The 22,731-nt window shown below is 65.4% G+C and carries 20 protein-coding genes and 4 pseudogenes; 15 read left to right on the forward strand and 9 right to left on the reverse strand.

The features are described from left to right. Positions 1-78: 78 nt before the first annotated feature. Positions 79-948, forward strand: coding sequence for a slipin family protein (locus tag JJ685_RS08065; protein ID WP_201673750.1), 870 nt, complete (start codon positions 79-81; stop codon positions 946-948). A gap of 9 nt (positions 949-957) precedes the next feature. Here JJ685_RS08065 and JJ685_RS29685 read toward each other — a convergent pair. After that, positions 958-1,119: pseudogene (locus JJ685_RS29685) on the reverse strand (IS630 family transposase); the annotation flags it as partial. Positions 1,120-1,143: 24 nt separating this feature from the next. Here JJ685_RS29685 and JJ685_RS08070 point away from each other — a divergent pair. Continuing rightward, entirely contained in the window at positions 1,144-2,241 is a 1,098-nt protein-coding gene (locus JJ685_RS08070; RefSeq protein WP_201673751.1) for an NAD(P)-dependent alcohol dehydrogenase, read from the forward strand. Positions 2,242-2,311: 70 nt separating this feature from the next. Here JJ685_RS08070 and JJ685_RS29690 read toward each other — a convergent pair. Next, positions 2,312-2,498: pseudogene (locus tag JJ685_RS29690) on the reverse strand (IS5/IS1182 family transposase); the annotation flags it as partial. 623 nt (positions 2,499-3,121) lie between these two features. On the opposite strand from JJ685_RS29690, the gene radC reads away from it, so the two are divergent. Continuing rightward, complete coding sequence (radC, locus tag JJ685_RS08080; protein ID WP_201673753.1) at positions 3,122-3,637, forward strand: RadC family protein; 516 nt, start codon at positions 3,122-3,124, stop codon at positions 3,635-3,637. A 92-nt stretch (positions 3,638-3,729) separates the two neighbouring features. Here radC and JJ685_RS08085 read toward each other — a convergent pair. Then, positions 3,730-3,984 (reverse strand): annotated as a pseudogene (locus tag JJ685_RS08085) (nucleotidyl transferase AbiEii/AbiGii toxin family protein); the annotation flags it as partial. Then, positions 3,981-4,598 (reverse strand): type IV toxin-antitoxin system AbiEi family antitoxin domain-containing protein, encoded by a 618-nt coding sequence (locus JJ685_RS08090; RefSeq protein WP_201673754.1) that lies wholly within the window; start codon positions 4,596-4,598, stop codon positions 3,981-3,983. The gene JJ685_RS08090 and the pseudogene JJ685_RS08085, both read right to left, overlap by 4 nt. Before the next feature lie 260 nt (positions 4,599-4,858). Here JJ685_RS08090 and JJ685_RS08095 point away from each other — a divergent pair, with 260 nt between their 5' ends. After that, complete coding sequence (locus tag JJ685_RS08095; protein ID WP_201673755.1) at positions 4,859-6,058, forward strand: hypothetical protein; 1,200 nt, start codon at positions 4,859-4,861, stop codon at positions 6,056-6,058. A 50-nt stretch (positions 6,059-6,108) separates the two neighbouring features. Here the strand turns inward: JJ685_RS08095 and JJ685_RS08100 are convergent, their stop codons facing one another. Beyond that, entirely contained in the window at positions 6,109-6,507 is a 399-nt protein-coding gene (locus JJ685_RS08100) for an excisionase family DNA-binding protein (protein WP_201673756.1), read from the reverse strand. 955 nt (positions 6,508-7,462) lie between these two features. Here JJ685_RS08100 and JJ685_RS08105 point away from each other — a divergent pair. The 3 genes from JJ685_RS08105 (at position 7,463) to JJ685_RS08115 (ending at position 9,322) form a co-directional block, all read left to right on the forward strand. Continuing rightward, positions 7,463-7,927 carry a single-stranded DNA-binding protein gene (locus tag JJ685_RS08105; protein WP_201673757.1) on the forward strand — a complete coding sequence of 155 codons (465 nt, stop codon included), beginning with the start codon at positions 7,463-7,465 and terminating at the stop codon, positions 7,925-7,927. Between the two features lie 77 nt (positions 7,928-8,004). Continuing rightward, on the forward strand, positions 8,005-8,868 hold the full coding sequence (locus JJ685_RS08110) for a DUF932 domain-containing protein (RefSeq protein WP_201673758.1): 864 nt from the start codon (positions 8,005-8,007) through the stop codon (positions 8,866-8,868). 100 nt (positions 8,869-8,968) lie between these two features. Further along, the gene (locus JJ685_RS08115; protein ID WP_201673759.1) at positions 8,969-9,322 is read left to right on the forward strand and encodes a DUF7673 family protein; all 354 of its coding nucleotides are present in this window, start codon (positions 8,969-8,971) and stop codon (positions 9,320-9,322) included. A gap of 140 nt (positions 9,323-9,462) precedes the next feature. On the opposite strand, the gene JJ685_RS08120 is transcribed toward JJ685_RS08115, so the two are convergent. From JJ685_RS08120 to JJ685_RS08130, 3 genes are read right to left on the reverse strand one after another with little or no spacing between them, the layout of a single operon-like run. Beyond that, on the reverse strand, positions 9,463-9,924 hold the full coding sequence (locus JJ685_RS08120; RefSeq protein WP_201673760.1) for a hypothetical protein: 462 nt from the start codon (positions 9,922-9,924) through the stop codon (positions 9,463-9,465). Further along, positions 9,921-10,661, reverse strand: a complete 741-nt coding sequence (stbB, locus tag JJ685_RS08125; protein ID WP_201673761.1) for a StbB family protein — start codon at positions 10,659-10,661, stop codon at positions 9,921-9,923. The genes JJ685_RS08120 and stbB overlap by 4 nt, the downstream gene beginning before the upstream one ends. Then, entirely contained in the window at positions 10,658-11,038 is a 381-nt protein-coding gene (locus JJ685_RS08130) for a hypothetical protein (RefSeq protein WP_201673762.1), read from the reverse strand. Before JJ685_RS08130 ends, stbB begins: the two co-directional genes overlap by 4 nt. 411 nt (positions 11,039-11,449) lie before the next feature. Here JJ685_RS08130 and JJ685_RS08135 point away from each other — a divergent pair, with 411 nt between their 5' ends. Both JJ685_RS08135 and JJ685_RS08140 read left to right on the forward strand, forming a co-directional pair. Next, positions 11,450-12,025: a hypothetical protein gene (locus tag JJ685_RS08135; RefSeq protein ID WP_201673763.1), complete on the forward strand. Its 576-nt coding sequence runs from the start codon at positions 11,450-11,452 to the stop codon at positions 12,023-12,025. 9 nt (positions 12,026-12,034) lie between these two features. Next, positions 12,035-13,009, forward strand: a complete 975-nt coding sequence (locus tag JJ685_RS08140; RefSeq protein ID WP_201673764.1) for a relaxase/mobilization nuclease domain-containing protein — start codon at positions 12,035-12,037, stop codon at positions 13,007-13,009. Between the two features lie 167 nt (positions 13,010-13,176). On the opposite strand, the pseudogene JJ685_RS08145 reads toward JJ685_RS08140, so the two are convergent. Continuing rightward, positions 13,177-13,528: pseudogene (locus JJ685_RS08145) on the reverse strand (transposase); the annotation flags it as partial. A gap of 438 nt (positions 13,529-13,966) precedes the next feature. On the opposite strand from JJ685_RS08145, the gene JJ685_RS08150 reads away from it, so the two are divergent. From JJ685_RS08150 to JJ685_RS08175, 6 genes are all read left to right on the forward strand, one after another. After that, positions 13,967-14,863, forward strand: coding sequence for a WYL domain-containing protein (locus JJ685_RS08150; RefSeq protein WP_236598841.1), 897 nt, complete (start codon positions 13,967-13,969; stop codon positions 14,861-14,863). After that, positions 14,860-16,248 (forward strand): toll/interleukin-1 receptor domain-containing protein, encoded by a 1,389-nt coding sequence (locus JJ685_RS08155; protein WP_201673766.1) that lies wholly within the window; start codon positions 14,860-14,862, stop codon positions 16,246-16,248. Before JJ685_RS08150 ends, JJ685_RS08155 begins: the two co-directional genes overlap by 4 nt. After that, complete coding sequence (locus tag JJ685_RS08160; protein ID WP_201673767.1) at positions 16,245-17,786, forward strand: argonaute/piwi family protein; 1,542 nt, start codon at positions 16,245-16,247, stop codon at positions 17,784-17,786. The genes JJ685_RS08155 and JJ685_RS08160 overlap by 4 nt, the downstream gene beginning before the upstream one ends. A gap of 210 nt (positions 17,787-17,996) precedes the next feature. After that, entirely contained in the window at positions 17,997-21,248 is a 3,252-nt protein-coding gene (locus JJ685_RS08165; RefSeq protein WP_201673768.1) for a helicase-related protein, read from the forward strand. Further along, positions 21,245-22,009: a DUF4391 domain-containing protein gene (locus JJ685_RS08170; protein WP_201673769.1), complete on the forward strand. Its 765-nt coding sequence runs from the start codon at positions 21,245-21,247 to the stop codon at positions 22,007-22,009. The genes JJ685_RS08165 and JJ685_RS08170 overlap by 4 nt, the downstream gene beginning before the upstream one ends. Then, positions 22,006-22,731, forward strand: a complete 726-nt coding sequence (locus tag JJ685_RS08175) for a DUF6988 family protein (RefSeq protein WP_201673770.1) — start codon at positions 22,006-22,008, stop codon at positions 22,729-22,731. Before JJ685_RS08170 ends, JJ685_RS08175 begins: the two co-directional genes overlap by 4 nt.

The raw sequence follows: 22,731 nt of genomic DNA on the forward strand, positions 1-22,731 counted from the left end.
CCCGGCCCTTGTGTTCGGAAACGCACGGACACAGGGGTGTGAATTCCCCATGCTCTGGAGGACCACTTGAAGGCCCGGATGAACCCCATCACCATCTTCGTTGTCGCGGCGATCGCGCTGGCAGGCGCGGGACTCGCATTCCTCGGCTGGCTGCAGGCGGCCGTGGCCTTGTGGGTGGTCGCGGCGGTCGTCGCCGCCTCGCTCAAGATGGCCAACACCTGGCAGAAGTTCGTCGTGCTGCGCGCGGGCAAGCTGCAAGGGGTCCGCGGACCTGGCCTGTTTGCCATCATCCCCGTCGTTGACACGGTAGTGGCCGTGATCGACGAGCGCATTCAGACCACCGCGTTCAACGCGGAGCAGGCGCTGACGCGCGATACGGTGCCTGTGAATGTTGACGCGATCATTTTCTGGCACGTGCACGACGCGCAGAAGGCAGCGCTGGCCATCACGGACTACCGGCAGGCGATCGACCGCGTGGCTCAGACGTCGCTGCGCGAGATGATCGGGTCGTCGATGCTGGCCGCTCTGCTATCGGACCGGCGCGCGGCCGACCGCCAGCTCGGGGAAGAAATCGGCGCCAAGACCGTCGAGTGGGGCGTGACAGTGCGATCGGTCGAAATCCGCGACGTCGCGATCCCCGTGGCGTTGCAGGACTCGATGTCGCGCCAGGCGCAGGCCGAACGCGAGAAGCAGGCCCGGATCATCCTGGGCTCGGCCGAAGCCGAGATCGCGGCGCGGTTCGTCGAGGCGGCCCGCGTCTACGCCGGCCAGCCGGGTGCCTTGCAGCTGCGGGCGATGAACATCGTCTACGAGACCACGAAGGAGCGCGGGACGACGATCTTGATCCCGAGCGCGATGGTCGACAGCATGAACCCCGCAGCCGTCGCCGTCGCCTTGGCGACGGCCCAAGCGGGTGCCCCGGTTGCAGCGGAAACACCTGTGCACTAGTCCACTGAATCATTGAAATGGCACCGGCTGGATTCGCCGGGAAGGGTCCGCGTATTTCCACTTGATCGGCTTTGGATCCTTGTTGTGCTCGCGGATGTATCGCATCAGCTTTTTCTCCAGATCCGATGTGAAGATTCCTCGGGCGATCACGTCGCGCTGGATCCGGCTGAATTTTCAACTCAAGGAGGCCTGTCCATGTCCGCCATGATGAAAGCTGCAGTCTTCGTCGAACCCGGTCGCATCGAGGTCGTGGACAAGCGAATCCCGGATGTCGGGCCGAACGACGCCCTGATCCGCATCACGACGACCACGATCTGCGGCACGGACGTCCACATCCTCAAGGGCGAGTACCCGGTGGCCAAGGGCCTCACGGTGGGCCATGAACCCGTGGGCGTCATCGAAAAACTGGGCAGCGCCGTCGCCGGCTACAAGGAAGGGCAACGCGTCATTGCGGGCGCGATCTGCCCCGACTTCAACTCATACGCCGCACAGGACGGCGCACCTTCGCAGGATGGCAGCTACCTGGTTGCGAAAGGCCTGTGCGGCTGTCATGGCTACAAGGCCACGGCAGGCTGGCGCTTCGGCAACCTGATCGATGGCACGCAAGCCGAGTACGTGCTGGTGCCGGATGCCGTGGCGAACCTGGCGCCGATTCCGGATGGCCTCACCGACGAGCAGGTGCTGATGTGCCCGGACATCATGTCCACGGGATTCAAGGGCGCTGAGAACGCCAACATCCGCATCGGCGACACGGTGGTCGTCTTCGCTCAGGGGCCGATCGGCCTGTGTGCCACGGCGGGCGCGCGCTTGCTGGGTGCGACCACCATCATTTCCGTGGACGGCAACGATCACCGCCTCGAAATCTCCCGCAAGATGGGTGCGGACGCTGTGCTCAACTTCAGGAACTGCGACGTCGTCGCCGAGGTCATGAAGCTGACCGGCGGGAAGGGCGCGGACTCCGCCATCGAGGCCCTGGGCACGCAGGGCACCTTCGAGTCCGCGTTGCGCGTGCTCAAGCCGGGCGGCACCTTGTCCAGCCTCGGGGTCTATTCGAGTGACCTGACCATTCCCCTGTCGGCGTTCGCGGCCGGCCTGGGCGATCACAGGATCAACACGGCGCTGTGCCCGGGCGGCAAGGAGCGCATGCGACGCCTCATGAACGTGGTGGCGTCGGGACGCGTCGACCTAGGTCTTCTCGTCACGCACCAGTACAAACTGGAACGGATCGTCGAGGCCTACGAGCTCTTCGCCCACCAGCGCGATGGTGTGCTGAAGGTGGCGATCAAGCCCTGACGGCGTCGGCCGGGCGGCTTGTTCGCTGCGCTCGTCACCCGGGTGCGTTGCGCCGGGCCTTGACCGCCGCCGGCGAGATGCCGGGTCGGCCGCCCTTGACGTCGGCCTGCGTACATCCGCGAGAACAGCCCGTTCATCCTGACCAACGCCTCGCGGGCCATCACGCGTATGCGACGCAGAGGATGGTTGGCGGGCACAAAGTCGTCCGGGCGACGCATCGTGAACAAGCCTTCGATGAACCTGTCGGAGCCGCGCATGAGTCGGAATCGACTTGGATCGAACGACTGATTTTCGGCCCCGAGTTCAGTGAGGCGAAGGTTGGCAACGGGTCGGGAGTGCCAGTTCAAGCCGCGTGCAAGCGGCCTCTCGCGAGTCCAGTTCGCTGCGGCGCTGGGCAGAGTCAGCAGCACCTTCGATACCGGTCGTTGGGGATGACGCACGCAGCGCCGAGGAATGACCGCGATCTGGCCGGAATCGTGAGTTCGGGCGTCGGCGGCGACGGACAGCAACCGCTGCACTGCGGCTGCTCGCGAAGAAGAAGTGAACTTCCGGAATGGGTCGTGTCTTGTCGGTTGCACGTGGTGTCCCGTTGACGCTAAGCCGTCATTCGCGCTGAGCCTCCGACCTGTACCTGTGTTCACGCTCCATCCCAGTTTCGTTCGACTGGGTGCGGTTCGACCCGACCATCCGCAGATAGATGGTGCGTGGTGGGTGGGCTTGCCTGGTCGACCCACGCTACCACGTCGTTCTCGCCGTCAAGGTCTGCGCGCTCGCGGGGCGAGCGCTTGCGGCCTGCGGCCGTCTGTGAACCCTGACAGCTGCGCTGCGCCGTGGTGCTCCGGTCTCGGGCAATCCCGCCCGACACAGACCGGAGTTCGCCATGTCGTCGTCTTCCACTTCCTCCGTTGATGTTGTCGCTGCGCTGCTGGTGCGCGATGTCGATGGCCAGTACCGTCCTGCTCGTGCCGACGAGGTTCTTTCCCAAGCGCGGCGGGTGTTGTCTCAACGGATGCGGCGCGGCGCCACGATGTCGTCACCGCAGGCGGTCAGGGACTACCTGCGCCTGGAAATCGGGGGCCTCGAGCACGAGGTGTTTTGCGTGCTGTTCCTGGATGCGCAGCACCGCATCATTGCGCTGAAGCAGATGTTCCGCGGCACGGTGACGCAGACCTCGGTGTACCCGCGCGAGGTGGTGAAGGAAGCACTGGGTTGCAATGCCGCGGCGGTGATCCTGGCGCACAATCATCCGTCGGGTGCTGTCGATCCGAGCCGGGCCGACGAGTTCCTGACGCAGACGCTGAAGACGGCGCTGGCGCTCGTGGATGTGCGGGTGCTCGATCACCTGGTGGTAGCGGGTGGCGAGGTCCGTTCGTTCGCAGAGTTGGGCCTGCTTTGAGGGCTGCGTGGGGCACCTGAGCGTGCCCCGCTGCGCTGTATGCCGGCCGCCGACGATCACGCGCCGTGACGGCTACGTCCGTGGGAATCCATGACAAGGGTGGGCACGTCGTCAGGGCCGAAGCCCAGCAGGTCGGCGTCGCGGGTTGGCTGGTGCGTCTGGCCGTACCAGAGCTGAGAGAGCAGGGCCCCCTTGAGCAGAAAGTTCGGTGCGTGCTCGGAGATGGACAGCCGGTAAAGCAGGCGTTCCAGGCCGTAGCGGGTCAAGGTCAGGTTGAAGTCCTGCTTCGACGTGTCGGTGTGCTGGTTGAGCCTGGCACGGATGGACGTGGCCCGGTTGGCGCTCATGCCGTGATGGCCTCGATGTAGGGGCGCATCACGTTGGCCGCGCGGCCGCGCGTGGCGTGGCGCCACAGGTCGTCCAGCCTGAACTTGCGCTGGCTCCAGCCGTCGCGCAGCGCTTCGAGCGCGACGTCCAGGCCGATCTTGTTGCGAAACCTGAAGCAGTCGACGATGGTCCGGGCTGCGTTGAAGACTGGCACCTGGATGCCGTCGATGTTCAGGTGTTCGACACCCTCGGCCAGAGCGTCGTCCGACATGCGAACGACGCGGATGGCAGGCTGGTCCAGCCGGGGGGGCACCATGTGCTGCGGGATGGCGATCCAGACCTCGAAGGGGGCCTGCGTGCCGATCTCGTGGACCCGCAGCGCGGACAGCAGGCAGACCACGCCCTTGGGCACGCGTGCCGAGACTTCTGCCAGTGAGCGGTGTTCGCTGATCGCCGCACCGGGCAGGCCGTACAGGCCCCGCGCCACGCGTTCGAGCTTGCCGGCCTGCACCAGGCGCGTCAGGGCGATCGTCGGCAGACCCTGCTGCGTCACGTCGCGGGCGCGCAGCAGCGTTCGGGCGCGTGCGAGACGCAGCACCTGCTGTTCGTGGGTGGCGGCGGCGACGGCCTTCATGCCCGGATTGTGTTGCGGAATGACTGTGAAAGTAGACATTTACAGTATAAATGCAACGTGTCCGCCGGTGTCTTCGCGCCGCCCGGTGGACGTTGTCCCACCGTTGGCTAGAATTCGCGTTCAGGCGCCCGCCGTACTTGCACGCGAGTAGAAACAGGCAACCCCTTCATCGTCAGTGATCTCCCTTCAGGGCCCTCGTCGTCGGGGACTTAAACGCGTGCGTCTGACCCGACTCGGCGAGGTTGACCGAAGGAAGACTCATGACCTTGAAAGAACTTGCGCACGCTGCGCAGCAATCCCTCCAGACCCGTGCCGGCTGCGTTGTCAAACGCAGTCATGTGCACGAACTCCTGGCCGCCGCGTTCCGCCACTCCTCATGGGCGGCGTTCCTGTCCGAATCGGTGCTGGCCGATGGCGGGGTCGGCGATGCGCCAGCAGGCGCGGGCCCACGGGTGATCGGGCGAGCGGTCCAACTGCAGTATGCGCAGGGCGCTGCGGTGGCGATGGCCGGCGCGCTGCTGGCCTTCGTCGCAGAGCGTCAGCTTTCGTCGGTGCGTTGGTCCGACCTGGCCGCCATGCTCACCCCTGCGACCCGTGCCGCCGTTGACGATGGGCTGGACGAGGCAGATGAATGGGACGACGACGACGACGAGGTGACGCCCGACGGGCCTGCCACCGGCTTGACCCGGGATCGGCTGCTGCGCTCGCCCTTGCTGTTGCACAGCTTGGAGCATGCGGCGGGGGCGCCGAACCCGCGGGTGCATCACCTGGTCGCCGCGCTGTACCGCTGCGAGCGGCCGAACGCGTATCTGTACGAGGAGTCGCTCAAGGGCAGGGTGCTGACGACCGTTGAGCGTGGCTGGGTGGACGACTACCTGCGGCTCGAGCCGCAGTTCCGGAAGTACGAGGCCCACTTGAAGGCGGCGGCGTTGGGTGGTGTTCGAGCCGCTGCGCTCGAGTACGCCGCCGCGTTCGACAGTCAGGCGTTCTTCGAACTGGCCGAACGTCTTTCCGGCGATGTGGATGCGGATCGCATGGCCGAGATCGCGGCGACGCCGCAATCGCGGGCCGCGTGGCTGCGCACCGCCGCAGAGCAGGGTTCGAGGTCAGCACTGGAGCAACTGGCCCATAAGGGCGACGAGTGGGCCGAGGAGCGCCTGGCTGAATCGGGGGATGCCGATTGGTTGCGGTCTGCGGCCGAGCGTGCGTTGACCAAGGGCGATGCTCTGAAGGCGTGGACCTGGCAGTACCTGGCGTTGAAGCACGGTGTCGATCTCACCGAGTCGACGATGGCCGCGTACCACGACGGTGGTGAGCGTGATGGGCAGTTCTACGACAGCGACTTCGGTGGTGCCTTGTATGCCGCCGGCTACGAGGCGCTGGCGTTGCCGCAGCTGGGGCCGGTCGAGCATCGGGATGCGCAAGCCAGGGCTCGCGAGATCTTCGGACGGACGCCGTAGGGGTTTGATGCTGCCCCGCCGCAGGCGGGGCAGCCTCTCGCACGCTGATGTCAGCCCGCAGAGATCTCGCGATCGAGGTGGGCGCCGAGTTGGCCCAGGGCCTTGCGGCGCCGTGTCTGTTCCCTGCGGTGCCAGGCCAGAACGGCCGATTTCAGAACGCGGCGCTGCTTGCCCACTTGCTGGTGCAACGGGATGTCGCCCGCGTCGATGCGGGCCACGAGGTACGGTCGGGAAACGCCGATCAGGTCGGCTGCTGCCTGGGTGCTGAGCACCGTGTCGGCGGCGGCTACGGCGTTCCGAGTGGGTGTGTTCGTCCGCACAAGGATGCGCGGGGCCTGGAACAGTTTGGTGAAGTCATCCTGGATGGCGCGTGCAGCATTCGGGGTGAGCCTGGCGTGCCGGCGCAGGACGGCGATGAGTTGATCGATGTCGATATTGAGCGTCAGCATCGGGAGGGCTGCGGCTCGGGAGGGCTCATCGGGATTGCGGGCGGTCCTCATCGCTCCAAGTCTAGAAGCGCGAATCGAGGTTGTCGAAGATGGCGTAGCAGCGATCAAGGTTGGCGCTGAGTGCGTGGCGCGTGGTGGTGGATGCGATGCCGTTGCTGATGCCAGGTCCGGTGGGCCAGGGCGTGTCCCCGCTGCGCGGGGCCGGGCTGTTGCGCTGAGCGTCGAGCCGCTGTCAAAGGCCCAGCGTCTCGACCCTGACGGGCTGCCATCCCTCACGCAACACGGTCAGCCCGGCGGAGCCGGCCGAAGCACGCGGCGGCCCTTTCCCGTGCCCGGGGATCGCGGGCCCTGATTCCTTCACGCTGCGCGTGAACGAGGCCCGCTTGGCGAACTGACCGGCTTGCACGTCGCTGCGCTCGGTGCGGCGCCGGCCAGATCGCCACCCCGTCACCCGCCATGCCCGGAGCCGGGCCGCTGAATGCCGGATGCAAAGGAGTGCTCGCAGCGGCTCGACCGCCGCGCCAGTCGTTCGCCTGGCGGCTCCCTTGGTGGCACGTCGGCCGCAGCGGCGCCGCTGCTTGTGAACGTTCGGTCGCCTTCGCTGCAACCGCTGCGCCAGGCAAGCTGGCACATCGGCCGCGGTGCTGCGCCGCCTGTGGGGACATTGGGAGATGGGTAGCCCGTGCGCCAGTCGTCCCACCGCGATCCCCCCACAAGCCCCCGTCAAGTGGGTGAGGGGGACTTGTGGGGGGATCTTCAAGCGGTGGGCCGGGAAACCGGCTCACTGCAATGGCCGCGAAGAACACCACCCATCCCCAACCCCTTCCCGTGAGGGAAGGGGCCATGCCCACCCCCCGCCCGCCCGTGGGCGGGAGCGAGGGAGTCCGAGCGAGAGGATCAGTTTTCAGGGAACCCGGACCGGGACCCGTCTGATTGCTCTCGATCGGAGAACTCCATGGCAAATGTCCAAGTCATCCAGCGTCACGCGCACCTGGCAGGCGCCGTCAGGCTCGAATTCGTCAACGGCCGCGAGGGCAAGATCGCCAAGGCGGTGCTGACCGCGATCAGCAACACGCGGCGAGGTTCGGGCGAGACGCGCGAGGAGGAGTCCACCGCGATCCAGTGGACGCTGTGGGGCAAGCAGGCCGAGAACGCGTCCGAGTACCTGGGCAAGGGCTCGCACGTCAACATCCTGGGCCGCCTGCGCAACAACAACTACGACAAGGACGGCGAAACCGTCTACGGCATGGCGTTCACCGCCGAGGAAATCGACTACCTCGACAGCCGCGCCGAGTCCGAGGCGCGCCGCAACGGCGGCCACAGCGTCGAAGGCAGCGCGAGCAGCGGCGAGCAAGCCGCGCCGGCCGCCATCACCCGCAAGCCGCGCAACGCGCGCCAGCCAGCGCACGCCGACTCCTGAATCCGCACCGGGTGGGCGTGATGCCACTGAGCCGCGCCCGCCCTTCGAACCTCATTCAACGATCGAAGGAAGCCATCATGTACTCGACTCCGACACTGGCCACCCGCTTTGCCCGCAACACCCGCGTGATGCGAGGCGACCAACCCCTGAGCGAAGACCAGATGCGCGCCGTGGCGCCGTCCATCTTCGCCGAGGGCAAGCACGCGAGCCGCTCCGAGCGCTACACCTACATCCCCACCATCGATGTCCTGCGCGGCCTGCGCCAGGAGGGCTTCGAGCCCTTCATGGTCGCCCAGGGCGCCAGCCGCGTGGAAGGCAAGGCGGAGTTCACCAAGCACATGATCCGCATGCGCCACGCCGGCCAGGTGCAGACCCGGCCCGAGGCGAACGAGATCATCCTGATCAACAGCCACGACGGCGCCAGCTCGTACCAGATGCTCGCCGGCATGCTGAGATTTGTCTGCTGCAACGGCCTGGTGGTGGGCGAGGTGGTGGAGGACATCCGCATCCCGCACAAGGGGAATATCCAGGGCGAGGTGATCGAAGGCGCGTTCCGCGTGCTCGACGAGTTCGAGGCAGTGGAGGAGCACACCGAGGCGATGAAGGCGCTGCAGCTCGAGCCGCCCGAGGAGATCGCCTTCGCGACGGCCGCCCTGGCGCTGCGATTCGGCGAGCGCCGTCTAGAGGAAACCGGTGGGCACCGACCCGCGCCGGTCAGGGCCGAGCAACTGATCGAGGCGCGCCGACCCGAGGACATCGGCCACAGCCTGTGGACCACTTTCCAGCGTGTGCAGGAGAACGTGATCCGTGGCGGGCAGCCTGGCCGCAGTGTGCAGGGCCGCCGCCTGCACACCCGCCCTGTGGGCAGCATCGACCGCGGCGTGAGCCTGAACCGGGCGCTGTGGATGCTGGCCGAGGAGATGCGCAAGCTCAAGGCCTGACGGGTTGGCGATGACTTTCCGGTGGAAGTCATCGCCTCCGGTGCGACCGGCCGGCCCGAACATCGGGCTGGCCGTCTCTCAAGTACCCGAGGAACTTCAAATGAACCACGACGCCATCGATGCCGAGATCGGTGCCTACGGCACGCGATCCCGTCGGGCCACGCAGAACGGCGCTCAGGCTTTCGCGCGGCTGCTGAAGCTGGCCGAGGAGCGCGACTCCGGCCAGATCCCGCGCATCGCGCGCTTCCTGGCCGCAACGTACAACGGCCAGGCCTTCCAGTTCAACCTGTTCGAACTACGTGCCGTCGACAATGCCATCGGCGACGACATGCTCAGTTGCCTGGACGCGCTGCGCTGGGGCCGGGCCGACCTGCACAGGCTCATCCCCGACGGTGACGCCCGCGTGCGCGCCGTGATAGAGCGCTGGGGCTTGCGCTGGCCGAACGACACTTGAGCGCCGAGCCGCGGCGCGCAGAGGCGAGAAGGGCGCGGGCCGGCAGTCGCCGGCCCGCGCAATACGCGGCGCCACACTGCCTTTGGCCGCGCGGGGCCGATGCGCTACGCGCAACCCGCAAAGGCCTGACATGCCGGCGCTCACCGTGCCCCCAGCGAAACCGCGAACGCCCAAGTGGTGGCAGATGCCACCGCGGCGACTGCCACATACATCAGCCACTGTTCCCAGCGCCGGTTCGGTCGCTCGATCAGCGGCTGCAGTGCCGAACGCAGCCGCTGTATGGTCGCGCCGAGCTCGGCACCGAAGGCCACGCGCGCCGCGTCGGCCATCGCCCGGCCCTGTTGCTCAATCAACCGGCGCGCCGCCTCATCTGCACGAGCTGCGAGATGCTGAACCGTCCGGGTCTTGGCGTTCTCCGTGATCGCCGCCATCCGGCCTTCGAAGGAAGCAAGGGTCTCGCGCAGGCTGGCGTCCGCCTGGCCAATCTCTCTGCCGATGTCCTGCAGAACCGGTGTCAAGCCCCTGACGGATTCGATGAGACTGCCCGCCTCACCAATCGCCTCGATCATCAACGCTTCGCGTGCGGCAACCGGATCGTTCACGATGCCACTGCCGTCGCGGCAGCCTCACGATTGGAAAAGCGGCCGAGGTCCAGCGCTGCGAAGCATGCGTCCAGCTGAGACACGACACCGCGCGCGAGTCGCCGGGTTGCCAGCTTCTGTCCGAGCGCCATCTTCTCGCTTCGATCAGTGGCACGCGCGATGAGGCGCTTGTAGTCCGTCTCGTCGCGCGCAATCTCAGCCAGATCGGCGCCCGACCCCCTGATTCGGGCATACACCTCGTTGATGCCGAGCCGACAGCAAATGTTGGCCGATGCAATGGGCTTCTGCTCGAGAAATGCCAGCAGGTTGTGAAAGGTTCGCTCGAGCGGCTCGCGATCGTCCACCATGTTGAAGATGATCCGGATCCGATCCGGCGGGACCCCCACCGCGTGCAGATCGGCCAGCGTAGCAATGGTGTCCTGCTGCTGCTTCGGCGGCGGGACCGAGGGCACGATAAAGCAATCGAACTCCTCGTGGCTATCCTTATAGAGGTGCATCAGCCGCATCAGCTCCTCGACGTTGCTGGCGCCGATATCGACCACCACCTCATCGACGCCTTGGAGGTACTCCTGGAGCTCGCCGAACTGGAAGCCGCGCATCGACTGCGACTGACCTTCGTCGGCGTTGATGCTCTCGATGGCGATGACGCGGGCGCCTGGGAGGCGCGGCGCGAGGAGGTGTCGTGCAATCGTGGACTTGCCCACGTTGCCCGAGAAGCTGATGACCGCGAGTTTCATTTCGAAGACTCCTTCAAGAACAGGGTGTTGGTGGGACGGCCACGCATGAATTCCTCGGCGATGGCCTTTCCAGGCAGCGGCGCCGTGCCCGGCGCGGGGTGAGGTGTTAAGACGGGGCTTGTTGACTTGCCACGACTTGTCAAACCCATTTGCGGAACCGTTGGAAAGGCTCCTGGCGTGGATCCTGCCGTTGTCAACGTGCCCTTCAGCACTTCACGGCGAACCGTGCTGATGCTGACCAGGACGCCCGCGTCTTCCAGTGCATCGCGTATCGCAGACAAGGTGTGCCCTTGGGTCCGCAAGCTGACGATGTCGGCCGCGTACGTCAGCGCCTTGCGTTTGGCATGACCAGGTGGGCGACGTGCTTGTAGGCTCATGGCGACTCGATGCAGCAATTGAGTCCAGCGTAGTGCTTGCAGGGACCACTTCGTGCGATGACTCCGACCGAGAAATCATCGAATCCAGTTCGATGATGATTCGATCCTTGGGGGCGCCGAGGCCATTCCTGATCATCCTCGCCGAGCCTTGATCGAGGAATGTGCGAAGCCGGTTCGAACGCGTGGCGATACCCGATCGCAGCTGTTCGACGGTTTGCCGAATACGCTTCACTTCTTGGCGAAGGTGTACCGATTCCTCGTCGATGCCAGCACGCCGCGCGATGATTCTTGGGCGGAAATCATCGGCCTAGCGACGTCGATCCAAGCCAATACTGAATGCATGGTGAGTGCAGAGATAGGCGCGGTGCCGCCAGTTTCACAAGCGCTTCGCGCCCCTCCATTCGTCGGCTTATGAACACCACCGCCCATGACTTCGTCACGGTTGATATGCGCGGCTTGAAGGCCACGCTGGTGGCCCGCGCGCTGGCGGGGCGGGTGAGCGTGTCGGTGCTGGTGCGTGGGGCTGTGGCGCGCGATCTCGGGCTTTCAATCGAGGACGCCCCTTACCAACTGAAGGTGCCCAGCGGCGCCGCTTCGAGCGCCGCCAGCGTCAAGCTGTCGATCCGCATGACATTGGAGGAAGTTCGACAACTCGCCGCCGGAGCACGCGCTGCGGGCTTGTCGCGCGGCGCCTATCTTGCCGGCCTCGTTGCCAACGTACCCGTGCTATCGGCCGGTGGGGGCCGTGCCGAGCACATCGCCGCACTGATGGCTTCCAGCGCCGAACTGTCGACCCTCAGCCGCAACGTCCACCGACTGACGGTGCTGCTGCGCCAGGCCAACGTAGAACCCGCCAGGCCGTACCGCGAGATGCTGGACTCGCTGGCCGGCGACGTGCGCCGTCACCTCGAGTTGGCCGCCCGAGTGTTGGCCGAGCTGCAGCCAAGGAGCCGCGGTGCTCGGCCCACAACAAACTCCACCCAGTGACAGATCGCCATGGCTCAACCACCCAACATTGACGGCATCTTGATCACGTGGGGCGACCGCCTGTTCTACCCCAGCAATCGCGTCGTCAAGGTGAAGCCGCAACCCAGGCTGAGTGGCGAGGCGGCGCGCTTGCGCGCTGCTGCCATCCGCAAGCGCATCGAGGCGACAGTGGTTCGGCGTGCGCCCCAAGTGATGGTCAAGGTGACTGGCGGTGGGCGCGGCATGAAAGCTATCGCTGCGCACTTCCGCTACATCAGCAAGAACGGCCGGCTGGAGATCGAGGACCAGCGCGGCGAGGCGATGCGGGGCAAGGACAGCTTGCGCGACCTGGCCGATGAGTGGCGCATTGGCGGATCCCTGATTCCCGATGAAGCCGAACCCGGCCACCGGCGCGAGGCCTACAACATCATGCTGTCGATGCCGCGCGGCACGGACCCATTGACCGTGCAGCGCGCGGCGCGTGAGTTCGCGCAAACCGAACTGGCTGGCCACAAGTACGTGATGGTCCTGCACGACCACCAGGCCAACCCACACGTGCACATCAGCGTGCGGGCCGAATCGCGGGTGGGAACGCGACTCAACCCGCGCAAGGCCGACCTACATCGCTGGCGCGAGACATTCGCCGGAAAGCTGCGCGGGCACGGCATCGAGGCCGAGGCGAGCCGGCAGGCCACCCGCGGCAGTAGCCGGAACTACGACCCCTTGTGGCGCGTGAAGGCGCGAGAGGACGGTCGGTTGCGTACCAGCCGGCCGGGAACGAAGAGCGGGTCCCGATCCCGAGCGACGCGGGCGGAGGCCATTGAAGCCTGGAGGCAACTCGGCCAAGCCTTGGCGAAGTCGGGAGGCCCTGCAGATCAGGAACTGTCGCGATCGATCGCCAAGTTTATACACGACATGTTGTCGACGCAGATTCCGGTCAGTCCAGATCGCGCCACGAATCGGCCAGCGCCAGTCCTGCAGACCCAGCCCAAACTTGAACGGTGAGGCCGGTGGCGGGGAGCGCCGTCACGGTGATCTCTTCGTCGCGACCGCCACCATTGCAGGCAGGCCCTGCCCGCGTACGCCGCGGTGAAGTGCATCACGACAACCGTCTTGAACGCATCGGTGCCCACTTGGCGCGCGTCGGGCACCAGCAGGTTGGTGTCGAAGCGGCTGTCCACGCCGATGTGCAGCTCATCCCGAAGTACCACTGCTGACCTTTCTTCGTCCGCCGCATCTCGGGGTCACGCTTCTTGTCGGCGTTCTTCGTCGAACTGGGCGCGCCGATGATGGTGGCGTCCACGATGGTCTCCCGGTTCCCACCTTCAGACCGCGGCTTTGCAGAACCTCGCCGACCTTGGCGAACAGCTTCTCGCCCAGCTTGTAAGTGCCCCGCAGACGGCGGAACTTCAACAGCGTGGTCGCGTCGGGCACGCGCTCGCGTCCCAGGTCGATGCCAACGAAACTGCGCAGGCTGGCACTGTCGTGCCGCGCTTCCTCGCAGGCCTCGTCAGCCAAGTTGAAGCCCCTGGAGCATCAATCCCTGGTCCAGGCCAAGCACGAGACCCCCGACCGGCGCGCGTGGCACGTGTCGCAGGGCCGGAATCAGGCCGCCGGGCCAGGTGTGCGTGCCACGTTCATCAACCAGCACACCATTGAAAAGTAGCCGACCAACGTGAGTACCCGCCCCACTTTGGTCGGAATACTCGCACGGGGCCTTCGACGCGATGCGGCCATGCGCAGGGGCGACAAGGAAAATGCCACCGCGCGAGTGGTATCGAGCGAACCGGCCATACCGGCAGCCAATGAATTGGACAAGGAACGCCCGCGGACCAGGGGCGAAGCGTTGGGCCGTACTGCGCGCAGGTGACATCTGTCCTTGGGACATGATCAAAAAGATGATCGTGGTATGCTCCTCTACAGATGAGCGTGACTCTTGCGTCGCGCCGAGGGGGGGCTTTTTTGACAGAACCTCTGGATGCTTCTCAGGCACAGCGTGAACGGCTGGCGTTCTTGGAGTTGCGCGCGTTCTTCACAGGGGAGCTAAGACGCGCCGACATTGAGGCGCGCTTCGGCATTAGACCCGCGGCCTCCACGCGCGACCTTGCGCTGTATCGTGACATTGCGCCTGACAATCTTGAATACGACCTGGCGGGCCGTTGCTACCGGCCCTCGCCGTCTTTCGCCCCCGTTTTCGAGTTCAATGCGGACCGCGTCCTCGCTTGGCTGCTGCAAGGCTTCGGCGACGGGTTGGACCTAGGTTTGAAGCCGGCTGCTCCCTGCGAAGGACCAGGCCAGCTCACGCGCCCAGATCTGCAGGTTCTGGGCGCGATTACCCGGAGCATGTGCGCCCGCCGCGCGACGCGGATTAGCTACCTGTCACTGTCCTCGGGCATGAAGCGCCGCGAGATCGTGCCTGTTGCCTTGGCCGACAACGGTCTGCGTTGGCATGTGCGGGCCTTCGACCGCGAGCGCGCTCGTTTCGGCGATTTCGTGCTGACGCGCATCTCGAAGGTGCAGGAGATCGAGGGCGAGGTCGACGAGCGCGAGCTCTTAGGCGCCGACGAGCAATGGGCGCGCATGGTGGAGATGGAACTCGCACCACACCCTAACATCAAGCATCCAAAGGCCATCGAAGCCGACTACGGAATGCAGGATGGAGTCTTGCGTATCAAGGCACGTGCGGCGCTGGCCGGCTATGTGCTGCGGCGATGGAACGTGGATGCGAGCCCAGACCACCGACTCGATCCAGCGACCCATCACCTGTGGCTGCGCAATACGCCGACCCTCAATGGTGTCGAAAGCGCGGCCGTGGCGCCCGGCGTATATGCCGGGCCCGGCAAGGAGGCGGTCGTATGACGCGCGAGGCGATCTTCATCAGCCATGCGACCCCCGAGGACAACGATTTCGTCCGTTGGCTCGGCTCCAAGCTGGAACTGGCCGGCTACAAGGTTTGGCATGACCTCGCGCGGCTGAAAGGCGGGGACTACTTTTGGGACAAGATCGAGGCGGCCATTCGCAACGATTCGTTTCGCTTCATCGCCGTCGTGTCCAAAGTGGCCGTCGGCAAGCAGGGTGTCAAAGACGAGTGGGCGGTGGCCGGCACGATCGAACGTGGCCTGCCGGGCTTCATCATTCCAGTTCGCATCGATGGCATCCCATTCAGCGATGTGCCGATCTCGCTGCACCGCAAGAACCTGATCGACTTTGCGTCGGGATGGCACAAGGGCCTAGCAGCCCTGGTCGACACGTTAGAAGAGGCCGAAGCGCCCAAGGTTTCGCGCATCGATCCTGCTTTGGCCCGCCATTGGTTGCCCGAGCTCAAAGAAGGCGCCATCGTTCGGACCGACGCGAAGGAGACGCTCGATTCGACTTGGCTTCGCATCCTCGCGCTTCCGCCGGCGATCGAGACCGCGCGCATTCTCGGCAAGGATCGCGAGATCAAAGTGACGGAGGAGAACCGAAGGCTGCCTTGGTTTGAGCACGAGGACCGCATCGTCGGATTCGCCAAGGGTTCGGACCTCGTGTCGCTGATGGCCAAGTCCGTGATGCTCAAGGCGGCCAACGCCGCGGAGACGGCCACCTTCATCCAGGAGGGCTCGACGCTCGGCGACAGGGAAGTGCCCCGGTGGGAAGCTCGTAAGCGCGTGGGCAATCTCGTCCGCCAGGCCTGGGAACTGGCGATGGAGGCCAAGGGCTTCGCCAGCGTCTACCAAGCTAGCGGTCGGAGGATCTTCTATGCCACTCCGGAGCTCACGGGCGGGCGCGGTAAGTTCGTCTCCTATGAGGACTTCGACGGGACGAAGCGCCGCAAGGCGCTCACCGGCAAGAGCGAGAAGCGCGGGGCTTGCTGGGCTTACGGCGTCGGCATGGTGACGTCCTTCGACGAGCCTTGGCGCGTGGAGCTCCGCCACGCCGTCATCTTCACCGACGAGGACGGCAAGCCGCTCGAAGACGCCTTGAAGGCGCATCGCCTGCGCCGAGGCTTTTGCAAGAGCTGGTGGAACGAGCAGTGGCGCACGCTCATGCGCGCCTTCCTGTGGCTGGCCTCGGACGGCAAGCCGGAACTGCTTTTGTCGGTCGGCTCTGGCCGCAGCATCTCGCTGTGCTCGACGCCAATCCAATTCGAGGCGCCAGCCGGCCTGTCGGATGTGGCGCACGCCATCGATGCGGAGCCGGTCGACGAGATCGACGAGGAAGATACCGCCCAGGAGGAAGACGGCGAAGAAGAGGGCGCTCAATGACCTTTACCCCTCGCCTTATCGAGATCGCTGAGCCCGAACTGCAATTCGCCTTCGGCCAGGCCATGGCACACCCGAAGGACGGTCTCTCGCTCTACGGCCCGCTGCGCGGGCCGCTCACGGGCGGCCGGCTCCGCATCGGCGTCGTGGCCACAGCGCGCGGCCGTCGACTCTATGGCAAGTTCTCCGAGCGGCTCGGCAAGCCCATCGCGCCGGCCAGGCCCGACGACCCAAACCACACGCTGTTCCCCGGTTTCCAGGCGATCTTCGGGGTCGAATGGCCCTTGGAGCCAGCGGCTTTCATCGAGATCGACCCGGCCGACCTCGACGCTGCGATCAGCATCCCCGATCGACACCAGGCGATCCACAAGGCGGTTTCGCTCTACTCGGACGCCATCGCGGAACATCTACGCGACGACGCCGAGGCGCACATCGATCTCTGGATGGCCATCGTGCCGGAGGATGTCCACAAGCACTGCCGCCCGCAGTCGAAGTCGAAGAAGGGTGGCCCGGAGCAGACGGCGCCGGTTGCCCTCATGGACAAGAAGCAGGCGACTCGGCTTTTGACCAATGAGCCTGGGCTGTTCGCCGAAGACGCCAAGTCCGCGGAGATCTACCTCTACGAACTGGACTTCCACAACCAGCTCAAGGCCCGCCTCTTGGAGCACAAGGCCGCGGTCCAGGTCGTGCGCGAGACGACGCTGGCGCCTGAGGAGTTCCCCAACAAGCTCGGCAAGCCGCTGCGTCCCTTGCAGGACTCTGCGACGCTTGCGTGGAACCTGGCGACGACCTGCTACTTTAAGGCGGGCGGGAAGCCTTGGCAGCTCGCCCATGTGCGCCCCGGCGTCTGCTACGTCGGCGTCGTGTTCAAGCAGGACGCTTCGAACCCGGAGCCGGGCATGGTCTGCTGCGGCGCCCAAATGTTCTTGGAATCGGGCGACGGCGTCGTCTTCAAGGGCACGCCAGGCCAGTTCAAGTCTGAGAAGGAAGACGAGTTCCATCTGCCCCGGGACAAGGCCAAAGCGCTGATGTCGCTGGTGGTGGAGGCCTACCGCAAGAGCCATGGTGGCGAAGCGCCCAAGGAGCTGTTCATCCATGGCAAGACCCGCTTTTCATACGAGGAGTGGGAGGGCTTCCGCGAAACGGTGCCACCGGAGACCAACGTGGTCTGCGTACGCATCCGCGAGGACTCCGGAGTCAAGCTCTATCGCCATGGTCCCAGCGCGATTGCCCGCGGCCTGGCGTGGGTGAAGTCCGAGACTCGCGGCTACCTGTGGACCAAGGGCTACGTCACCCGGCTTCAGACTTATGCCGGCCGGGAGGTGCCGAGTCCTTTGACCATCGAAATCGCTCGGGGGAACGCCGATATCGAGCAGGTCATGGCCGACGTGCTGGGCCTTACAAAGCTCAACTACAACGCGTGCATCTACGGAGACGGCGTTCCCGTGACGCTGCGATTCGCCGACACCGTCGGCGAGATCTTGACCGCGGCCCCGCGCAGGAACGACCTGCCTCCGCTGCCATTCCGCTACTACATATGAGCGGCATGGCGACGATCGAACACACGGCATGCGAAGCCTGCTCTTCGCATGCGCGCGCCTGGATGCGGCGCGCCATGGGAGAAGAAGATGAAGCTTGAAGAGATCGCGAAGGGCGCGCTCGTCCGCGGCGGCCTCCGAGACGCGCCGGGCGAGGAACAGATCAATCTCTCCCCGTCCCGAGGTTAAATTGCGGAGGGGGAGCGAACATAAATGAAACTGGTTCGTAATGCTGGTACTGATCGCGTCGTAGATCTCATCTCGCCGGAGCTCATTGCGGGCAACGCGATCGACCTCATGACATCATCGGGGTCGCTATTCGCGTTCGAATCGCTTCAAGAAGGCGCCAACAAGCTCAGTGCCGCTCGGTTGCTGCTGCCCGCAGAAGCTGCTGATTTCAACCTCCTCGGGACCGTCGCCGACCGTCCAGCACGGAACCGGCTGAAGGCCCCGAACATCGCCATGCAGTTCGCGGAATGGATTCGCCGCAAGGCTGAAGTCCGGTGTGCGCCAGGCGCCATCCCCCAAGGCCTCGCGGTGCTGCGCGGACCTGACGGCAAGGCCCGGCAAGCCGTGCACGGGTCGTTCGGCTTATCGACTGATGGACTCGGCATTACCCCCGGCAACCCGCTGAGCTTCATTCAAGCGTCGGAGTCCGAGCAGGAAGCCGAGATGCTGGCCGAATGGTTCGATGCCCAGTGGGACAGCTTGGGCCAGCAACCCGACGCGAAGGCGGCGATCCTTGCCGCCTTAGACGACCTGGCTGCCGCGCGGGACCCAATGAGTGTCTACACCGCCATGCTGTACCACCTATTCAGGGCCGACAGCCAAGACATGGACGAGGACCGCATCGTCAAATCAGCCACCGGCATCCGCGACACCATCGTTTGGAAGAAGCTCTACAAGTTCCAGCGCGACGGCGTCGTCGGCGCCATCGACAAATTGGACCGCTTTGGCGGCTGCATCATTGCCGACAGTGTTGGCCTCGGAAAGACCTTCGAGGCGCTGGCCATCATCAAGTACCACGAGCTTCGCAACGATCGCGTTCTGGTGCTGTGCCCCAAGCGCTTGCGCGACAACTGGACCGTCTACAAGGCCAACGACCAGCGCAACATCTTGGCGTCCGACCGCTTCAACTACGACGTGTTGAACCACACCGATCTTTCGCGTGACGGTGGACTGTCGGGCGACATTGACCTCGCGCACATCAACTGGGGCAACTACGACCTCGTCGTCATCGACGAGTCTCACAACTTCCGCAACAAGAAGGCGCCGAAGCAAGGCGCCGAGACGCGCTACGACCGGCTGATGCGCAAGATCATCCGCGAGGGCGTCAAAACCCGCGTGCTGATGCTGTCAGCGACGCCGGTCAACAATCGCCTGGCAGACCTGAAGAACCAGATCGCCTTCGTCACCGAGGGCGACGACACCGCCCTCTTTGACCACGGCATCGCCAGCGTCGACAGCACCACGCGCCGCGCCCAAAAGTCCTTCAACCGTTGGCTGGAGCTGCCCGAAGAAGAGCGCACCCCCCAGTTGTTGGTGGAGATGCTGGGCTTCGACTACTTCGCGCTGCTGGACCACCTGACCATCGCGCGCTCGCGCCGCCACATCGAGAAGTATTACGGCACCGCGGAGACCGGCCGCTTCCCCGGCCGACTGCCGCCCGTCAACATCAAGGCTGATGTCGACAAGGCAGGCGAGTTCCAGCCGATCAAGGAGATCAACCTCGAGATCCGCCGGCTCAAGCTGGCCAGCTACGCGCCGCTGCGCTACGTCAAGGAGGACAAGCTGCCTAGCTACGACGCCAAGTACAGCACGTCCATCCGCGGCGGCGAGAGCATCTTCCGTCAGGTCGACCGCGAAGAGAGCTTGATCCACCTGATGCGGGTCAACCTGCTCAAGCGGATGGAAAGCTCGGTCTTCTCCTTCGCGCTGACCGTGGGCCGCCAGCTCAAGGATGTCGACGAGACCCTGGCTCGGCTGCAGGCCTACAAGGCCGGGAGCGTCGGCGCCGAAGACGAGTTCGAAGAGATCGACATCGCGGATGTCGACGTGGACGATCCCGCTTTCGAAACCCTGCTCGTCGGCCGCAAGGTCAAGGTGCTGCTCGGCGACATTGACCTCGCTCGCTGGCGACAGGACCTCACCGAAGACCGCAACCGACTGGCTACGCTCAACGCCGCCGCACTTCAAGTCGATGCCGCCCGTGACGGCAAGCTCGGAAAACTGCGCGCCCTGATCGCGGAGAAGGTGCGCAACCCCATCAACGCGGGCAATCGCAAGGTCATCGTCTTCACCGCGTTCGCCGACACGGCCGAGTACCTATACGACCACTTGGCGGACTGGGCCAGGACCCACCTACAAGTCGAAGCAGCTCTGGTCACCGGCTCGGGACGCAACCGGTCAACCCTGCCCGGGATGCGCAAGGATCTGACCACGATCCTCACGACCTTCTCCCCGCGATCCAAGGAGCGCCCTGCCAGCCTTGCCCAAGAGGGGGAGCTTGACCTGCTGATCGCCACCGACTGCATCAGCGAGGGCCAGAACCTGCAGGACTGCGACTGGCTGGTGAACTACGACATCCACTGGAATCCGGTGCGGATCATCCAGCGCTTCGGCCGGGTGGACAGGCTGGGCTCGCCCAACACCAGCATCCAGCTCGTCAACTTCTGGCCCAACATGGAGCTGGAGGAATACATCAACCTGGAGCAGCGCGTCAGCGGTCGCATGGTGCTGCTGGATGTCTCTGCCACTGGCGAAGAGAACATCATTGAGCAGCAGTCCGGCGACCCGATGAACGACCTGGAGTACCGGCGCAAGCAGCTGCTGAAGCTGCAGGACGCCGTGATTGACCTTGAAGACCTGTCCAGCGGCGTGTCCATCACCGATCTGACTCTCACCGACTACCGCATCGACCTGGCGCGCTACCTCAAGGCCCACCCCGGGAAGCTGGAGAGCATGCCCCTGGGCGCCTGCGCCGTCACCACCAGCTACGAAGCCGACATCCCCCCCGGCATGCTCTTCTGCCTGCGCGCCGAGGGGGTCGCGGCCGAGAAAGCCGTCGACCCCAACTATCCGCTGGCGCCCATCTACCTGGTGCACATCGGCGAGCACGGCACCGTGCTGCTGCCGTACACGCAGGCCAAGCACGTGCTTGATCGGCTGAAGCGCTTGAGCACGGGGCGAGAGCTGCCTGACGCGGGCGCCGTCGCCCGCCATGCCAAAAGCACGCGACAGTACTCCGAGATGCGCCACGCCCAAGACCTGCTCGCCGCTGCGGTGGGCTCGATCGTTGGCAAGGGGGAGGAACGGGCCGTCGCCAGTCTCTTCACGTCGGGCGGAACCCATGCCATGCGGGGCGAGTTCGCCGGCATGAACGACTTCGAAGTGCTGGCCTACCTGACTGTCCTGCCGGGTTCTGCAGCCACGGCGGGAGCCGCAGCGAGCACGACTGCGGCATGAGTGCCGATGCACTGATCAAAGCTCTCGGTCTGCCCGATGCCACTCGGGTCGACCAGCGCGTGCCGAAGAAGCTGCTGGCCGAGCATGGAGCCGCCACTGCGGCCGACAGGCGCCAGGTGCAGGACTGGGTGGAAGAGGTCCAGTGGCTGGCGTCCCTAAAGCCTCACCTGATCGGCGTGCCGGCCTTCAAGGATGCGCAGCGCGAGTACCTGGAGGTGGCAGTACTCACCCTGAAGCTGAAGCCTGGCGCCAAGCTGGGTCGCCTGGGGGAGCTGCTGCATCGTGCCGTGCCCTACCCGGTGCTGCTGCTAACCAGCTCGGACCTTGGCACCAGCCTGTCGCTCGCGCACATCCGCGCATCCCAGAACGAAGCGGACAAGACGGTGTTGGACGGCCCCGTCCTTTCCGTCCTTCTGCCGGAGGCTGGCCGCGGGCAGGACTTCTACGAGGCGGTGGCGCTGGCCAAGCAGCCACAGTCCGACCTGTTCGCGCTCTACCAAGGCTGGCTCGACACCGCAAGTGCGTTGGACATTGCCCAGGAGACGGGCTGCTTCCAGCCCAGTCTGACGCGTGAGCGGGCCGTGGAACGGCATGCCGCCTTGCAGGGTTGTCGTGAGCTGAAGGCGCAGATCGCACATTTGCGCAGCCAGGCTGAGAAGGAAAGGCAGATCGCCCGCCAAGTGGCGCTGAATCAAGAGATCCATGCCGCGCAGAGCCAGTTGCAGGCCCTGCATCGAACCCTCTCCGGAGACGTGGCATGACGCACGCCCCCGCATCACAAGACGCCAACTTGGAGCTCGACACGCTGGGCCAGGCGCTTGCCCGAGCCGATCAGCTGGATGACGCCGTGATGGCCGCCATCGCCGCCGACCAGTACCGCCCGTACGACGGTTCGGCGCGCATCAGCGTCAGTGTCAGTGCCGCCTGCGTGGCGCTGGAGCATGGCCGCGCGCTTCGCGTTCTGGTGGCGCAGGGGCTATCGACAGCGGCGCTCAGCCTGCTTCGCCTGCAGCATGAAGCGCTGACGCGCGCCGTGTGGCTGCTCTACGCAGCGACGGACCTCGCGGTGGACAAGCTCGCCGCCCCGCTGTCGAAAGAGACCGAGGCCGCTGCCAACAAGCTCCCGATGCTGGCCGACATGCTCAAGCAACTGGCCGATAAGCCGGCCGCGGCGCAGCCGCTCCAAGGCCTGCAGGCATTCAAGGACAACAACGCTGCCGCGCTCAACTCCTTCGTGCACGGTGGCATCCACGCCCTGCATCGCCATGCGCAGGGCTTTCCCGAGCCGCTGGTGATCGGCGCCCTTCGCAACTGCAACGGCCTGATCTTGATGATTGGCATGATGCTGGCTGTACTGGCTGGTAGCCAGCCCATGGTCCGGCGCGTCAGCAGGCTCCAAGTTGAGTTTGCCGCTGATCTGCCGCCGCCCCTGCCGACCCACGCCAGCGCCGATGGCGCCGTGGGACAAGCCCAAGAACACTGA

It is taken from the genome of Ramlibacter monticola, from assembly GCF_016722785.1.
Taxonomy (GTDB): domain Bacteria; phylum Pseudomonadota; class Gammaproteobacteria; order Burkholderiales; family Burkholderiaceae_C; genus Ramlibacter; species Ramlibacter monticola.

Coding starts and splice junctions, on each gene's coding strand:
- JJ685_RS08135 (WP_201673763.1), top strand. CDS start 11,450: ATGAACACCACCGCCCATGACTTCGTCACGGTTGATATGCGCGGCTTG.
- JJ685_RS08090 (WP_201673754.1), bottom strand. CDS start 4,598: ATGAAGGCCGTCGCCGCCGCCACCCACGAACAGCAGGTGCTGCGTCTC.
- JJ685_RS08095 (WP_201673755.1), top strand. CDS start 4,859: ATGACCTTGAAAGAACTTGCGCACGCTGCGCAGCAATCCCTCCAGACC.
- JJ685_RS08065 (WP_201673750.1), top strand. CDS start 79: ATGAACCCCATCACCATCTTCGTTGTCGCGGCGATCGCGCTGGCAGGC.
- JJ685_RS08175 (WP_201673770.1), top strand. CDS start 22,006: ATGACGCACGCCCCCGCATCACAAGACGCCAACTTGGAGCTCGACACG.
- JJ685_RS08155 (WP_201673766.1), top strand. CDS start 14,860: ATGACGCGCGAGGCGATCTTCATCAGCCATGCGACCCCCGAGGACAAC.
- stbB (WP_201673761.1), bottom strand. CDS start 10,661: ATGAAACTCGCGGTCATCAGCTTCTCGGGCAACGTGGGCAAGTCCACG.
- JJ685_RS08130 (WP_201673762.1), bottom strand. CDS start 11,038: ATGAGCCTACAAGCACGTCGCCCACCTGGTCATGCCAAACGCAAGGCG.
- JJ685_RS08105 (WP_201673757.1), top strand. CDS start 7,463: ATGGCAAATGTCCAAGTCATCCAGCGTCACGCGCACCTGGCAGGCGCC.
- JJ685_RS08110 (WP_201673758.1), top strand. CDS start 8,005: ATGTACTCGACTCCGACACTGGCCACCCGCTTTGCCCGCAACACCCGC.
- radC (WP_201673753.1), top strand. CDS start 3,122: ATGTCGTCGTCTTCCACTTCCTCCGTTGATGTTGTCGCTGCGCTGCTG.
- JJ685_RS08160 (WP_201673767.1), top strand. CDS start 16,245: ATGACCTTTACCCCTCGCCTTATCGAGATCGCTGAGCCCGAACTGCAA.
- JJ685_RS08170 (WP_201673769.1), top strand. CDS start 21,245: ATGAGTGCCGATGCACTGATCAAAGCTCTCGGTCTGCCCGATGCCACT.
- JJ685_RS08115 (WP_201673759.1), top strand. CDS start 8,969: ATGAACCACGACGCCATCGATGCCGAGATCGGTGCCTACGGCACGCGA.
- JJ685_RS08100 (WP_201673756.1), bottom strand. CDS start 6,507: ATGCTGACGCTCAATATCGACATCGATCAACTCATCGCCGTCCTGCGC.
- JJ685_RS08165 (WP_201673768.1), top strand. CDS start 17,997: ATGAAACTGGTTCGTAATGCTGGTACTGATCGCGTCGTAGATCTCATC.
- JJ685_RS08070 (WP_201673751.1), top strand. CDS start 1,144: ATGTCCGCCATGATGAAAGCTGCAGTCTTCGTCGAACCCGGTCGCATC.
- JJ685_RS08140 (WP_201673764.1), top strand. CDS start 12,035: ATGGCTCAACCACCCAACATTGACGGCATCTTGATCACGTGGGGCGAC.